The 13,652-nt window shown below is 59.4% G+C and carries 13 protein-coding genes; 3 read left to right on the top strand and 10 right to left on the bottom strand.

The window, feature by feature from the left end; genetic code table 11:
• The first annotated feature begins 143 nt into the window (after window positions 1-143).
• Genes xseB through dxs form a run of 3 tightly spaced genes read left to right on the top strand, consistent with a single transcriptional unit; the run spans window position 144 to window position 3,179 of the window.
• Window positions 144-395 (top strand): exodeoxyribonuclease VII small subunit, encoded by a 252-nt coding sequence (gene xseB / locus A9G06_RS04175; protein ID WP_005343524.1) that lies wholly within the window; start codon window positions 144-146, stop codon window positions 393-395.
• Window positions 396-1,286: a (2E,6E)-farnesyl diphosphate synthase gene (ispA, locus tag A9G06_RS04180; RefSeq protein ID WP_042080637.1), complete on the top strand. Its 891-nt coding sequence runs from the start codon at window positions 396-398 to the stop codon at window positions 1,284-1,286.
• 21 nt (window positions 1,287-1,307) lie between these two features.
• Window positions 1,308-3,179 (top strand): 1-deoxy-D-xylulose-5-phosphate synthase, encoded by a 1,872-nt coding sequence (gene dxs, locus A9G06_RS04185; protein WP_069554368.1) that lies wholly within the window; start codon window positions 1,308-1,310, stop codon window positions 3,177-3,179.
• Between the two features lie 70 nt (window positions 3,180-3,249).
• Here dxs and A9G06_RS04190 read toward each other — a convergent pair whose 3' ends face one another.
• From A9G06_RS04190 to A9G06_RS04235, 10 genes are all read right to left on the bottom strand, one after another.
• Window positions 3,250-4,191, bottom strand: a complete 942-nt coding sequence (locus A9G06_RS04190) for an ABC transporter permease (protein ID WP_069554369.1) — start codon at window positions 4,189-4,191, stop codon at window positions 3,250-3,252.
• 4 nt (window positions 4,192-4,195) lie between these two features.
• Window positions 4,196-5,170: an ABC transporter permease gene (locus tag A9G06_RS04195; RefSeq protein WP_069554370.1), complete on the bottom strand. Its 975-nt coding sequence runs from the start codon at window positions 5,168-5,170 to the stop codon at window positions 4,196-4,198.
• Window positions 5,171-5,269: 99 nt separating this feature from the next.
• A complete protein-coding gene (locus A9G06_RS04200; RefSeq protein WP_069554371.1) occupies window positions 5,270-6,826 on the bottom strand; it encodes an ABC transporter substrate-binding protein in 1,557 nt (518 codons plus the stop codon).
• 70 nt (window positions 6,827-6,896) lie between these two features.
• Window positions 6,897-8,621, bottom strand: coding sequence for an ABC transporter ATP-binding protein (locus A9G06_RS04205; RefSeq protein WP_069554372.1), 1,725 nt, complete (start codon window positions 8,619-8,621; stop codon window positions 6,897-6,899).
• Window positions 8,622-9,108: 487 nt separating this feature from the next.
• Window positions 9,109-9,603 carry a phosphatidylglycerophosphatase A gene (locus A9G06_RS04210; protein WP_069554373.1) on the bottom strand — a complete coding sequence of 165 codons (495 nt, stop codon included), beginning with the start codon at window positions 9,601-9,603 and terminating at the stop codon, window positions 9,109-9,111.
• Window positions 9,600-10,559: a thiamine-phosphate kinase gene (thiL, locus tag A9G06_RS04215; protein WP_069554392.1), complete on the bottom strand. Its 960-nt coding sequence runs from the start codon at window positions 10,557-10,559 to the stop codon at window positions 9,600-9,602. Before thiL ends, A9G06_RS04210 begins: the two co-directional genes overlap by 4 nt.
• Before the next feature lie 57 nt (window positions 10,560-10,616).
• Window positions 10,617-11,030, bottom strand: a complete 414-nt coding sequence (gene nusB, locus A9G06_RS04220; RefSeq protein ID WP_005343514.1) for a transcription antitermination factor NusB — start codon at window positions 11,028-11,030, stop codon at window positions 10,617-10,619.
• Window positions 11,031-11,044: 14 nt separating this feature from the next.
• Window positions 11,045-11,515: a 6,7-dimethyl-8-ribityllumazine synthase gene (ribE, locus tag A9G06_RS04225; RefSeq protein WP_005338866.1), complete on the bottom strand. Its 471-nt coding sequence runs from the start codon at window positions 11,513-11,515 to the stop codon at window positions 11,045-11,047.
• A gap of 203 nt (window positions 11,516-11,718) precedes the next feature.
• Window positions 11,719-12,828, bottom strand: coding sequence for a bifunctional 3,4-dihydroxy-2-butanone-4-phosphate synthase/GTP cyclohydrolase II (gene ribBA / locus A9G06_RS04230; RefSeq protein WP_005343511.1), 1,110 nt, complete (start codon window positions 12,826-12,828; stop codon window positions 11,719-11,721).
• Window positions 12,829-12,977: 149 nt separating this feature from the next.
• Window positions 12,978-13,631 (bottom strand): riboflavin synthase, encoded by a 654-nt coding sequence (locus A9G06_RS04235; RefSeq protein WP_069554374.1) that lies wholly within the window; start codon window positions 13,629-13,631, stop codon window positions 12,978-12,980.
• Between the last annotated feature and the right edge of the window lie 21 nt (window positions 13,632-13,652).

Raw genomic sequence — 13,652 nt, forward strand, 5'->3', positions numbered from 1 at the left:
AGCGGCAAGCATGCATCCACTGAGAATGATGGCTCATTATCGGCCAGTTTAGCGAGAGTTTGAGGAGCCAGTGCTTTTCTGCCTCCCCCCTGTGGACGGTCGATGTTAATATAAGCCGTTTTTTTCAATCCCCGAGGATGGACATGGCCAGTAAAAAAATCGACCGTCTGAGTTTTGATGCCACTCTGGAAGAGCTGGAAACCATCGTTCATCAGTTGGAACAAGGTTCCCTACCCCTGGAAGAGGCACTCAAGCAGTTCGAGCAGGGCGTTCATCTGGTACGGGCCGGTCAGCAGAAGCTGGAGCAAGCCGAACAGAAGATCCAGATCCTGCTCAGTCAAGCCGATGGCAGTGACCAGCTCGCCCCCTTCCAGCCAGAACAAGGAGAGGAGTGAGTGGCGCTGGACCATTTTTCCCGTCTGCATCGTCAGCGTATTGACGACTGTCTGTCAGCACAACTTGAATCCTTGCCCGCCATGGCGCCGCGTCTGCGCGATGCCATGAGTTATGGCCTGCTGCTGGGCGGCAAGCGGGTTCGCCCGTTTCTGGTCTACGCGGTCGGCGAGATGCTGGGCGTCAAGAGCGAACTGCTGGATGGCCCTGCGGCTGCCGTGGAGTGCATCCACGCCTACTCCCTGCTGCACGATGACCTGCCCGCCATGGATAACGACGACCTGCGTCGTGGTCAGCCAACCGTTCACAAGGCGTTTGACGAAGGAACCGCCATTCTGGCCGGTGATGCGCTGCAGACCCTGGCGTTCTCCATTCTGGCCGATCACCCCATGCCCGATACCTTGATGGCCAACCGGGTGCGGATGCTGAGTACCCTCGCCCGCGCCTCCGGCTATCTCGGTATGTGTGGCGGTCAAGCGCTGGATCTGCAGGCCGAAGGGCGCCAGATCACGCTTGCTGAACTGGAGCAGGTACACCGCCACAAGACCGGTGCGCTGATTGAATGCGCCGTGGCACTCGGCGCCCTGTGCAAAGCCGATGTCGATGACGCCACACTGGCAGCACTGCAAACCTACGCCGCTGCGATAGGCCTCGCCTTTCAGGTGCAGGATGACATCCTCGACATCACAGGTGATACCGCCACCCTGGGCAAGCCACAAGGTTCTGACCTGGCGCTGGAGAAAAGTACCTATCCGGCCCTGCTCGGACTCGAAAATGCCCGTGAGCTGGCTCGCGAACTGCATGGGAAAGCCTTAACAGCCCTGCAATCCTTGCCCTACAATACCGACATTCTGGAAGCGTTTGCCGATTACATCATCGAGCGAACCCACTAAACGCTGGATAACAGTAACAATATGAGCGTTGATATTAGCAATTTCCCCAACCTGGCCCTCGCGGACACTCCGGTCGAGCTGCGTTCCTTGCCCAAAGATCGGCTGCCGGTGCTGTGCAACGAGCTGCGCGAATATCTGCTGCGCTCTGTCAGCCGCTCCAGCGGACACTTTGCCTCCGGTCTCGGTACGGTCGAACTGACCGTGGCCCTGCACTACGTCTACAACACCCCGTTCGATCGGCTGATCTGGGACGTGGGCCATCAGGCCTATCCCCACAAGATCCTGACCGGGCGCCGTGATCAGATCCATACCATCCGGCAGAAGGATGGCCTGCACCCCTTCCCCTGGCGCGGCGAGAGCGAGTACGACGTGCTCTCCGTCGGCCACTCCAGCACCTCCATCGGTGCCGCACTCGGTATGGCGGTTGCCGCCGAGAGTGAAGGGCTGGGCCGCAAGGTCGTGGCGGTGATCGGTGATGGCGCCATCACGGCGGGGATGGCCTTTGAAGCACTCAACCACGCCGGCGACGTCCATAAAGACATGCTGGTGATCCTCAACGACAACGAGATGTCCATCTCAGAGAATGTCGGCGCGCTCAACAACCATCTGGCCCGGGTCATGTCCGGCAAGCTCTACACCACCATCCGCGAAGGCGGCAAGAAGGTGCTGGCCGGTCTGCCGCCGGTCAAGGAGCTGGCCAAGCGGGCCGAAGAGCACCTCAAGGGGATGGTGGTGCCCGGCACCCTGTTCGAGGAGTTTGGCTTCAACTACATCGGCCCCATCGACGGTCACGATATAGAAGCGCTGGTCGAGACCCTGCGCAACATGCGCAATCTCAAGGGCCCGCAGCTGCTGCACGTCAAGACCAAGAAGGGCAAGGGCTACGAGCCGGCGGAGAAAGACCCCATCGGTTATCACGCCGTGCCCAAGTTCAATCCGGACGAGTGCGCCCTGCCCAAGGCGAGTAGTGCCAAGCCCACCTTCTCGGCCATCTTCGGCCAGTGGCTGTGTGACATGGCGGCCAAAGACGAGAAGCTGGTCGGCATCACCCCCGCCATGCGTGAAGGCTCCGGGCTGGTGAAATTCAGCCAGCAGTATCCGGATCGCTACTTCGATGTGGCCATTGCCGAGCAGCACGCGGTCACTTTTGCTGCCGGTCTCGCCATCGCCGACAAAAAGCCGGTGGTCGCCATCTATTCGAGCTTCCTGCAACGCGCCTACGATCAGGTGATCCACGACGTAGCGCTGCAAGAGCTGCCTGTGCTGTTCGCCATCGACCGGGCCGGTCTGGTGGGCGCCGATGGCCCGACCCATCAGGGTGCGTTCGACATCAGCTTCCTGCGCACCGTGCCCAACATGGTGGTGATGACGCCATCTGATGAGAATGAGTGCCGCCAGATGCTCTATACCGGCTATCTCCATCAAGGCCCTGCCGCCGTGCGTTACCCGCGCGGCAGCAGCCTGAGCGACGCCCCCATCTCGTCAGAAATGCAGGCACTGGAGCTCGGCAAGGGACGAATCCTGCGAGAGGGCAAGGGCACTGCCATTCTGGCCTTTGGTACTCTGCTGCACCACGCCAAAGCGGCCGCCGAAGTGCTGGATGCCACCTTGGTGGATATGCGCTTTGTCAAACCGATGGATGAGGCACTGGTGCTGTCGCTGGCGGCCAGCCACGATCAGTTCGTCACCATCGAAGACAACGCCATCATGGGCGGCGCCGGTTCGGCGGTGAACGAGCTGCTGATGCGCAGCAAACAGTGCAAGTCGGTGCTCAACCTCGGCCTGCCGGATCGCTTCGTGGAACAGGGTACCCAGCAGGAGATCTATGCCCTGCTCGGTCTGGACGATGCAGGCATCCAGCGCAGCATCGAAAGCTGGCTGCAAGCCTCATAACGCTTAAAGCTATCAAGCAAAAGAAGGGCGCCTCACTGGCGCCCTTCTTATTTTGCGTTTCTGACTTGGATTACCCTTTGTAGATCTTGGGGTTAAACACATCCCGCAGCCAGTCACCCAGCAGGTTGATGACCAGCACCAGCACCACCAGACAGATACCCGGGAAGGCGGTGATCCACCAGGAGCCGGAGAAGATGTAGTTGAAGCCGACGCTGATAAGCGAACCGAGCGAGGGCTGATCAACCGGCATCCCCAGACCGAGGAAGGAGAGCGCCGCTTCACTCATGATGGCGTTGGCCACCTGCACGGTGGAGATCACCAGAATCGGCGACAAACAGTTGGGCAGAATGTGGCGGAACATGATGCGCGGGGCGCGGAACCCCATCACCTTGGCCGCTTCCACATACTCCTTCTTCTTCTCCGCCAGCACAGAGGCGCGCACGGTACGGGCATACTGCGGCCACTCGGCGATACCGATGATCACCACCAGCATCATGATGGCGAACTTCGAGTAGAACTCGGAACCAAAGGTTGCCTGAAAGATGGCGGAGATGATGATCGCCACCATCATGGTGGAGAACGACAGTTGCACATCGGCAAAGCGCATCAGCAGGTTGTCGATACGGCCACCGAAATAACCGGCAATCAGACCGATGACGATACCGAGCACCAGCTGCAGCGCCACCGCAAACAGGCCGATGGTGAGGGAGATACGGGCGCCATAGAGGATGGTGCTCCAGATATCCCGCCCCTGGTTGTCGGTGCCGAGCCAGAAGCGCTCCTCGCCGCCATCCAGCCATGAAGGAGGCAGTTCGGCATCCATCAGGTCGAAGCTGGTCTGGTCATAGACGTTGTGCGGAGCGATCCAGGGGGCCAGCAAGGCGGCCACCACGAACACCACGAACACCGCAAAGCTGAACATGGCTACCTTGTCCCGCAGGAAGTAGTAGACGATGTCGGAGTTCTTGAAACGTGCCCAACGGCTTGGGCTTGCAGTTACAGCATTAGTCATGCGCTTACCCCTTGGCAGTCAGGTTAACGGTCGGGTTGATCAACCCGTAGAGCAGGTCGACCAGGGTGTTGGTCACCACGAAGATCAAGCCCACGAAGATGACGTAGGCGGTGATCAGCGGGGTATCGACCCGGTGGATCGCTTCGAGGAACAGGAAGCCGGTCCCCGGCCACTGGAACACGCTCTCGGTCAGGATGGTGTAGGCCACCATGGTGCCGATCTGCACCCCACCGACGGTAATGACCGGCAGCATGGTGTTTTTGAGGGCGTGCTGATAGTAGACCTTGTTGTTGTCCAGCCCTTTGGCGCGGGCGAATTTGACGTACTCGGAGGAGAGCTGCTCCAGCATCTCGGAGCGTACCAGCCGGATAAACAGCGGCAGCATGATGGAAGAGAGTGACACCGCAGGCAGGATCAGGTGCTTGATGCCGTCCCAGGTGAAGAAGCCCGACTCCCAGCCCATCAGGTTACGGGTCTCGCCACGGCCATAGGCCGGCAGCCAGCCCAGCTGGATGGAGAAGAGGTACATCAGCATGATGGCGGTCAGGAACACAGGGATCGAGATACCGATGCTGCTCCCCGCCATGATGATCTTGGTGGGAATGCTGCGCGGGCGGATCGCCGAATAGACACCGAGTGGAATGGAGACCACCACGATGATGAGTGCGGCAGCAAACACCAGCTCAAGGGTAGCCACCAGCTTGTCGAGGATCACCTCGAGAGCGGGTCGCTTGAAGAAATAGGAGGTGCCCAAATCCCCATGCACCGCATTTTTCAAAAAACGGCTGTATTTGATGAGGAAGGGATCGTTGAGGCCCATCTTCTCGCGCAACTCGTGACGCTGGGCTTCGGAGACGGATTGTCCCACCAGCTCACGCAACGGGTCACCCAGGTTGTCCTGGATGGAGAAGGCGACCAGGCTGATGACGAACATCACTATCACGGCCTGATAGAACCGTTTCAGCAGGAATGTAAACATGCTTGTCCTTCTACGTGGCCTGTGTCGTGGCACAGGCTTCTGTTAGTGGGCGGAGTGGCCAGCTGACCACCCCGCCCCGTCCTTCCTTGCGACGTTCTCTTACTTGCTGACCACCAGGTCACCCAGGTAAGGGAAGTTCATCACGTTGACCACCGGCTTGATATCGACGTTCTTCTTGGCGCCATAGGCCAGATCTTCCCAGTGCAACGGCACGTAGGCAGCATCTTCGATCAGCATGGCTTCGACCTTCTTCAGCATCTCGGCACGCTTGGCCGGATCGGTCTCGGCGTTGGCATCCATCACCAGCTTGTCAGCTTCGGCGTTGGCATAACCGGCGCAGTTGTACTGACCCATACCGGTCTTGGCGTCCTTGGTGAAGGTCAGGAACTCGAAGAAGTTCGCGGTATCTTCGGTGTCGGAGTGCCAGCCGATCAGCTGCATGTCCGCGGCGCACTTGTCAAACTCGGGCCAGTACTGGGCCACCGGCATGGTCTTCAGATCCACCTTGATGTTGATCTTGGCCAGCATGGCGGAGACAGCCTGGGCAATCTTGACGTCGTTGACGTAGCGGGCTGCCGGGGAGATGAAGGTCATCTTGAAGCCTTTCTCGTAACCGGCCTCTTTCATCAGCTCCTTGGCCTTGGCCAGATCATACTGGGGTACCAGCGCCTCGTTGTGACCGGCATAGCCTTTCGGGCTCAGCTGACCAGCAGGGGTACCGAAGCCCTTGTTGATCTTCTCGACGATACCCACCTGGTTGATGGCGTAGTTGATCGCCTGACGCACGCGCTTGTCTTTCAGCGCCGGGTTGGTGTTCTGGTTCAGCTCGATGATGATGGCACGGGTACCGGACAGGGTAACCAGCTGGGAGTCCTTGCCATTCTTCACGCGCTCCAGATCGTTCGGCGCAACCGGATAGATCATGTCCACGTCGCCACCCAGCAGGGCTGCAACACGGGTCGCATCTTCCTTGATGGGCACCACGGTCAGGTTCTCGACGTTACCCTTGGAGGCTTTATCCCAGTAGTTGGCGTTGCGGGCATAATCCAGCTTCACACCCTGCTCGCGGAACTTGACAGTGAACGGGCCAGTACCGGAGACGTGGCTAGAGGCATAGGAGTCGCCGTTTTTGACGATCTCGGCCTTGTCTTTGCCCGCTTCGGTCTTGCCGGTGTAGAACTTGGAGTCCATCGGGAAGATGTAGGTGACGGTCTGCAGCACCAGCGGGAACGGCTTGGCGGTGACGAGATCCACGGTGTAGTCATCGACCTTCTTCACTTCGCTGATGGGATCGAAGATCGCCTTGAAGTCGACGGAGGATTTCAGGCGGTTGACGGTCCACACCACGTCGTCAGCGGTGAAGTCGTTACCGGAGTGGAACTTGACCCCCTTGCGCAGGTGGAAGCGGACGGTCTTGTCATCGACACGCTCGAACTTCTCGGCCAGACGGGGCTCGAACTGCAGGTCCTGGGTGTAACGCATCAGGGGATCGAATACCAGGTGCGACATCTCCAGAGTCTGACCGGAGAGCTGCTCCTGCGGATCCAGCGAAGTGGCGTCAGAGGCGACACCCACCTTGATATCAGCGGCTGAGACACTGAAGGCGAAACCGGCGGCAAACAGCGCCAGGGCAATCTTGGACAATCCTTTCTTCATCTTGTTCTCCATGCTTTTGGCTTTCTTATGACACTTTTTTTGACAAGCAGACCGGCGCACCGGCGCTCTCCTAGCTTGCGATTTCCAGCCCCTCGCGGGACATTCCCTTGAACTCCGGCATGAGGGAGATCAGCTTGCGGCTGTACTCATGCTCGGCATTGGTAAAGAGTTTCTCGGTCTCGGCCACTTCCACCAGATGACCGTGCTGCATCACTCCGATGCGGTCGCACATCTGGCGGATCACCGGCAGATCGTGGCTGATAAACAGCATGGTGAGCTTGAGCTCCTGCTGCAGATCCTTGAGCAGGTTGAGGATCTGGGCCTGCACCGACACATCCAGCGCCGAGGTCGGCTCGTCACAGATGAGGAAGCGCGGGCGAGTGGCCAGGGCGCGGGCAATGGAGATGCGTTGGCGCTGACCGCCGGAGAACTCGTGGGGATACTTGACCCCGGCACCACGACCGAGACCCACGTGATCCAGCAGATCGCCGACAATCCCCTCGATCTGGCTCTCGCTGCTCGCCAGCTGATGGAAGCGGATCGGCTCGGCAATGATGTCGCGCACCTTCATCCGCGGGTTCATCGACGAATAGGGGTTCTGGAACACCATCTGCATCTGGCGACGCAACGGGCGACGCTCGCGCTCGCTCTTGAGGGCGGTCAGATCGATCCCCTCGAAGAAAATCTTGCCGGTATCAGGCGGATAGAGACCGGTGATGGCGCGGGCAATGGTCGATTTGCCGGAGCCCGACTCCCCCACCAGACCGAAGGTCTCCCCTTCGAAGATCTCGAAGCTGATGTTGTTGCAGGCGCGCACATACTGGCGGCGGCTCGGGAAGATGGAGTCCTTGGTGACGAACTTCAGATCGACGTTCTCCACCCGCAACAGCGCCCCTTCATAGGCACGCTCGTCCTGACTCTGGCCGAGCCAGTGGGTCTTGAGGTCGATATTGGTATCCGGCGCACTGGCATCCTCGATATAGGAGACCAGCGGGAAACGCACCAGCTTCACATCGGAGCGGGGTACCGCCGAGATGAGGCTGCGGGTATAGGGGTGATTGGGGCTGCCCAGCACCTGTTCGGTCAGGCCGAACTCCACCAGATCGCCGCGATACATCACCGCCACCTTGTCGGTAACGTTGGAGACCACCCCCATGTCGTGGGTCACCAGCATGCAGCCTACCTGACGCTCTTTGCAGAGGGCGCGGATAAGCTGGAGGATCTGATCCTGAATGGAAACGTCCAGCGCCGTGGTCGGCTCATCGGCGATGATCAGCTCTGGATCGCAGGAGAGCGCGATGGCGATAACCACCCGCTGACGCATGCCACCGGAGAACTGGTGTGGATACTGCTTGATGCGCAGCTCCGGCTGCGGAATCCCCACCGCCCCCATCAGCTCCAATGCCTTGGCAAAAGCGGCTTCGCGAGAGAGGTCGGTATTGGCCAGAATGGTCTCCACCAGCTGATGCTCAACGGTGAACAACGGGTTGAGGGAGGTCATGGGGTCCTGGAAGATGAACCCGATACGGGAGCCACGCATGGCCCGCATCTCATTCTGGCTCTTGCCGGAGATGAGCTCGCCATTGAGATAGATATCGCCACGGGCGATGCGACCCGGCGGGCTCAGCAGATCGATAACGGCGTTGCCGATGGTGGACTTGCCGGCGCCGGATTCACCGACCACCCCGACAATCTCACCCTTTTCGATAGAGAAAGAGAGATCCTTCACCGCGGCCAGTACCCCGTAGCGGGAGGGGTACTCGATCCGCAAGTTCTTTACTTCGAGCAAGGACATGTTTACCTCTGCGGGGGACATCCGTCCCAAATAATTCGTCCGTAAATCAGCCGCAGATGCCGGTTGTTACCTTGGGCAATATTTGCTCAATCCATGAGGCAGCGAAACCAGCGATCCGGGCGGGTTTTTTGCATTTTTTTGGAATAACCCGCGAGTAACTTAGACGGTTTGACCACGGGTGTAAATGATTGAGTTATACAATTCCGCAATGTTTTGTGCAGACAACCATCAATTCGGCAGAGATAAATGATGATTTTCATCACAAAAATGGCCAGTGCGTCCGTACATCTATTGGTATCATTACTTTAATTTCAACAACAACGCAACAAGCAGCATTTATCACTATTTCCAAAACAATCACGAGCCCCGAATGAGTAGTGAATATTTATGTGAAATGGATGATAAACGGCAGCATATGCCGATGAATGAAAATTAAGCAGATATAAATCGGGGGATGCCAGAACGGTCATCCCCCGGAAGGTGGCTCTCAACCGAGCCAGAATACCAGTAATTGCATACAAAACAGGGCGAACAGGCCAGCGATCAGATCGTCCAGCATGATACCCAGGCCACCGTGGATCCGGCGATCAAACCAGGAGATGGGCCAGGGCTTGAGCACGTCAAACAACCGGAACAGCGCGAAGCCCGCCACCACCCACTCCCAACCGGCTGGCGCGGCGATCATGGTGACACCAAAACCGATCACCTCGTCCCAGACGATGGCGCCGTGATCCGGCATGCCGATGGCATCGGTGGCGCTCTGGCAGATACGGATCCCCACAACAAAACCCACCGCCAGCAAGGCGATAAACCAGTGGGTCGGCAGCCCGCTCACCAGCAGATAGAGCGGAATGGCCGCCAGGGTGCCCATGGTGCCCGGCGCTTTGGGGCTGAGACCGGAACCAAACCCCACCGCCAAAAAATGAAGCGGATTTTTCAGATCCAGTCGTGTCAGCTCGGGCTTTATCCTGAACAAACTCATGCGAAGTGATCCCACCCTTTCAGTTGCAACTCGACCGCCTGGTCGCCACGCAGGTAGTCGATGCCCGGCTCGCCCGCCACGATGCGGCCGATGCGGCTGAACTTGACCCCGCTGTGGGCCAACGCCGTATCGAGCGCGCCGCGGTGCTCCTCCGGTACGGTAAAGCAGAGCTCGTAGTCATCGCCACCGGCCAGCGCCAGTTGCCACGCCTCCTGCTCGCTCACCGCATCCTGCAGCACCGGCGAGAGCGGTAGCAGATCGAGATCGATCTGAGCACGTATACCGGAGGCCTTGAGGATATGGCCGAGATCCGATGCCAGCCCGTCGGAGAGATCCAGCGCACTGCCCGCCAGCCCTCGCAGTGCCTGACCGGCCAGAATGCGGGGATGGGGGTGGTCGAGCCGTGGCAGCACAGCTGCCAGCTGGTTCTCGTTGAGGGTGCGTTTGCCCAGCAGGTGGGAAAGCGCCAGCGCGGCATCACCCAGAGTGCCGGTGACATAGATGCCGTCACCCGCTTTGGCACCGCTGCGCATCAGGGCGCGACCGGCAGGCACCGATCCCTTCACCGAGATGGTGATGGAGAGCGGCCCGCGGGTCATGTCTCCACCCACCAGCGCCACATTGTAGTACTCGGCCAGCTCCAGAAACCCTTCGGCAAAACCGGCGACCCAGCCTTCGTTGATGGCAGGCAGGGTCAGCGCCAGCGACACCCAGCGCGGCTCGGCCCCCATGGCGGCGAGATCGGAGAGATTGACCGCCAGCGCCTTGTAGCCGAGATCCACCGGATCCATGTCGGGAAAGAAGTGTACGCCGCTCACCAGAGTGTCGGTGCTCACCGCCAGCTGGGTATCGGGGGGCAGGGTCAGCAGGGCACAGTCATCTCCAGGGCCCATCACCACGTCCTTGCGGGCGTGGGGGACCTTGAAGTACTTATCAATCAGCTCAAATTCACCCATACAGTAAAAAGCCAGCAATAAGCTGGCTCCTCTCTTAGATGCTGACGGACAGCAGGATCAACGCTTGTTCAGCGACTTGATCACCTTGTCCAGTACACCGTTGACAAACTTGTGGCTGTCATCGGCAGCAAAAGCTTTGGCCAGCTCGATCGCTTCGTTGATGACCACGCGCGGCGGTACATCATCACGACGGGTCAGCTCGTAGGTCGCCAGACGCAGGATCGCCTTGTCCACCATGTCCACTTCTTCCAGCGGACGGGAGAGGAAAGGTGCAAACACCTTGTCCAGCTCGCTGCAGTGGAGGGCTACCCCGAACAGCAGATCGCGGAAATAGTTCAGGTCTACACCCTTGGTGTCCTGATCGATCTTGAACTGCTCTTCGATGTCACCCACGTTAGCCTTGGTCATCTGCCACTGGTAGATGGCCTGGGTGGCGCAATGGCGGGCTTTACGGCGCTCAGACGGTTTCAATGTACTTCTCCTCGTTACACGTCCAGTTCTTTCAGGACGTTGATCATTTCGAGCGCTGCCAGTGCAGCCTCTGCACCCTTGTTACCCGCCTTGGTACCTGCACGCTCGATGGCTTGTTCAATGTTTTCAGTGGTCAGCACACCGAAGGCAACGGGAATTTCATATTCCATCATTACCTGGGCCATGCCCTTGCTGTTCTCGTTTGCCACCAGGTCGAAGTGGTAGGTGCCGCCACGGATGACAGTACCGACCGCCACGATGGCGTCGTATTGACCACTCTTGGCCAGCTTCTTGATGACCAATGGCATTTCAACCGCGCCCGGCACTTTTACCAGTGTCAGGTTGCTGTCCTGCACTTGACCTTGACGCTTCAGTACGTCCACCGCGCCGTTCACCAGACTGTCGTTGATGAAGCTGTTGAAACGGGCAACAACAATAGCAACGCGCGCCTCAGGAGCGGCGATATTTCCTTCGATAACCTTCATTGGAAATCCTGTATCTGTGCAATCAAAAGGGCCGGAGTCAAAAGTGCGCACATTCTAGCACAACAGACCCACGACAAAAACCATGGCCGCAATAGACGGCCATGATCGCGATGTAACCAGTCCGGCGCACTTGCTCGCCGGTAAATTCCACGACTTCCAGACCGAAACCGCCCGGAAGGGGATGGTACTTCTCTGGTAGTACGTTACTCGCCGACGTACTCAACCACTTCCAGACCGAAACCGCCGAGGGCATGGTACTTCTTCGGCGAGCTCAGCAGGCGCATCTTGCTTACACCAAGGGCCTTGAGGATCTGGGAACCCACACCAACCCGGCGCGAGGTGCCCTGCCACTTGGCTCCTTCCGGCGCCAACCCCTTGTCGGCGGCTTCAAAACCCTTGACCCGGGCCAGCAGCTCGGCGCCATGGGATTCCGCCCCCAAAATCACCAGCACCCCGCCTTCGTCGGCGATGCGGGCCATGGATTTGGGCAGCGGCCAGCTGCGGGCGGCGTGGCGGTCGGTCAGCAGCAGATCGCTCAGCACATCGTGCAGGTGCACCCGCACCAGGGTCGGCTGGTCGGCCTGCACCTCACCCTTTTTCAGGGCAAAGTGAACCTGATTATCGATGGTGTCGCGGAAGGTGATGAGGTCGAACTCGCCAAATTCGGTGGGCAGCTTGCACTCGGCCACCTTCTCGACCGTGGTCTCGTGCTGGTTGCGGTACTCGATAAGGTCGGCGATGGTGCCAAGCTTGATGCCGTGCTCCTCGGCGAAGATCTCCAGGTCAGGACGGCGCGCCATGGTGCCATCTTCATTGAGGATCTCGACGATGACGGCGGCAGGCTCGAAACCGGCCAGACGGGCCAGATCGCAGCCCGCTTCGGTGTGACCGGCACGGGTCAGCACGCCGCCATCCTGCGCCATCAGCGGGAAGATGTGGCCCGGCTGCACCAGATCGGCCGCCTTGGCATTGGCCGCCACAGCCGCCTGCACGGTCACCGCGCGATCAGCGGCGGAGATACCTGTGGTCACCCCTTCTGCCGCCTCGATGGAGACGGTAAAGGCGGTGGAGAACTGGGCATTGTTGCGATCCACCATCAGCGGCAGCGCCAATTGCTTGCAGCGATCCCGGGTCAGGGTCAGGCAGATGAGGCCACGGCCGTAGCGGGCCATGAAGTTGATATCCTCCGGACGGACACAGGAGGCGGCCATGATGAGGTCCCCTTCGTTCTCCCTGTCTTCGTCATCCATCAGGATCACCATCTTGCCAGCCTTGATATCGGCAATGATTTCCTGGGTTGTGCTCAGCGCCATGGGCTACTCCATCAGTGTGCTTGGGGGTTGAGCCCGCAGGCTCAACGCAAATGCGAGTGTATGTTGCTCTAGATTGGGGCTAGCGGCCCCATTTCAATCAGAGCGGGATCACAGAAAATCGTTTTGGTGGCCAGATTCAGCGCACACCGTCAGAGAAAACCGGCCTTGGCCAGGGTCTCCATAGTCAGGGTCGAGGCGCTGCTCTCCTGACTTTTCCCCATCATCAGCCGCTCCAGATAGCGGGCGATCTGATCCACCTCGAGGTTGACCTTGTGACCCGGCTTCCAGCTGGCGATGGTGGTTTCCTGGGCGGTATGAGGCACTATGGTCAGGCGAAACAGGTCCCCCTGCACCGCGTTGACGGTGAGGCTGATGCCATCCACCGCAATGGAGCCTTTCTCGGCGATATAGCGGGAGAGCTCCCCCGGCGCCTTGATCCAGTACTCGATGGCGCGGCCGCTGCTGGAGACGCTTTTCACTTCCCCTACCCCATCCACGTGGCCGGAGACCAGATGGCCGCCGAGGCGAGAGGTGGGCATCAGCGCCTTCTCGAGGTTGACCCGATCACCCACTCTGGCGGCGGCAAAGCCGGTACGGGAGAGGGTTTCCAGCGACACGTCGGCGGTATAACTCTTGTCGCCCAACGCCACCACGGTGAGGCAGACGCCGTTGGTGGCGATGGAGTCGCCTAGTTTGACGTCACTGAAGTCGAGATGCGGCGCATGGACGATGAGTGCCATGTCGTCGCCCTGACGGCGCAGCTCGGCCAGGGTTCCCACCGCTTCGATAATTCCGGTAAACATGCAGATCACCTTGCTGATGAC

The organism is Aeromonas sp. DNP9, from assembly GCF_001728955.1.
GTDB lineage: Bacteria > Pseudomonadota > Gammaproteobacteria > Enterobacterales > Aeromonadaceae > Aeromonas > Aeromonas veronii.

Excerpts from the sequence above, each read along its gene's own strand:
- A9G06_RS04210 (WP_069554373.1), bottom strand. The coding sequence starts at position 9,603 with ATGAGTTTGTTCAGGATAAAGCCCGAGCTGACACGACTGGATCTGAAA.
- ribE (WP_005338866.1), bottom strand. The coding sequence starts at position 11,515 with ATGAAGGTTATCGAAGGAAATATCGCCGCTCCTGAGGCGCGCGTTGCT.
- A9G06_RS04190 (WP_069554369.1), bottom strand. The coding sequence starts at position 4,191 with ATGACTAATGCTGTAACTGCAAGCCCAAGCCGTTGGGCACGTTTCAAG.
- dxs (WP_069554368.1), top strand. The coding sequence starts at position 1,308 with ATGAGCGTTGATATTAGCAATTTCCCCAACCTGGCCCTCGCGGACACT.
- ribBA (WP_005343511.1), bottom strand. The coding sequence starts at position 12,828 with ATGGCGCTGAGCACAACCCAGGAAATCATTGCCGATATCAAGGCTGGC.
- A9G06_RS04195 (WP_069554370.1), bottom strand. The coding sequence starts at position 5,170 with ATGTTTACATTCCTGCTGAAACGGTTCTATCAGGCCGTGATAGTGATG.
- thiL (WP_069554392.1), bottom strand. The coding sequence starts at position 10,559 with ATGGGTGAATTTGAGCTGATTGATAAGTACTTCAAGGTCCCCCACGCC.
- A9G06_RS04205 (WP_069554372.1), bottom strand. The coding sequence starts at position 8,621 with ATGTCCTTGCTCGAAGTAAAGAACTTGCGGATCGAGTACCCCTCCCGC.
- xseB (WP_005343524.1), top strand. The coding sequence starts at position 144 with ATGGCCAGTAAAAAAATCGACCGTCTGAGTTTTGATGCCACTCTGGAA.
- A9G06_RS04200 (WP_069554371.1), bottom strand. The coding sequence starts at position 6,826 with ATGAAGAAAGGATTGTCCAAGATTGCCCTGGCGCTGTTTGCCGCCGGT.
- A9G06_RS04235 (WP_069554374.1), bottom strand. The coding sequence starts at position 13,631 with ATGTTTACCGGAATTATCGAAGCGGTGGGAACCCTGGCCGAGCTGCGC.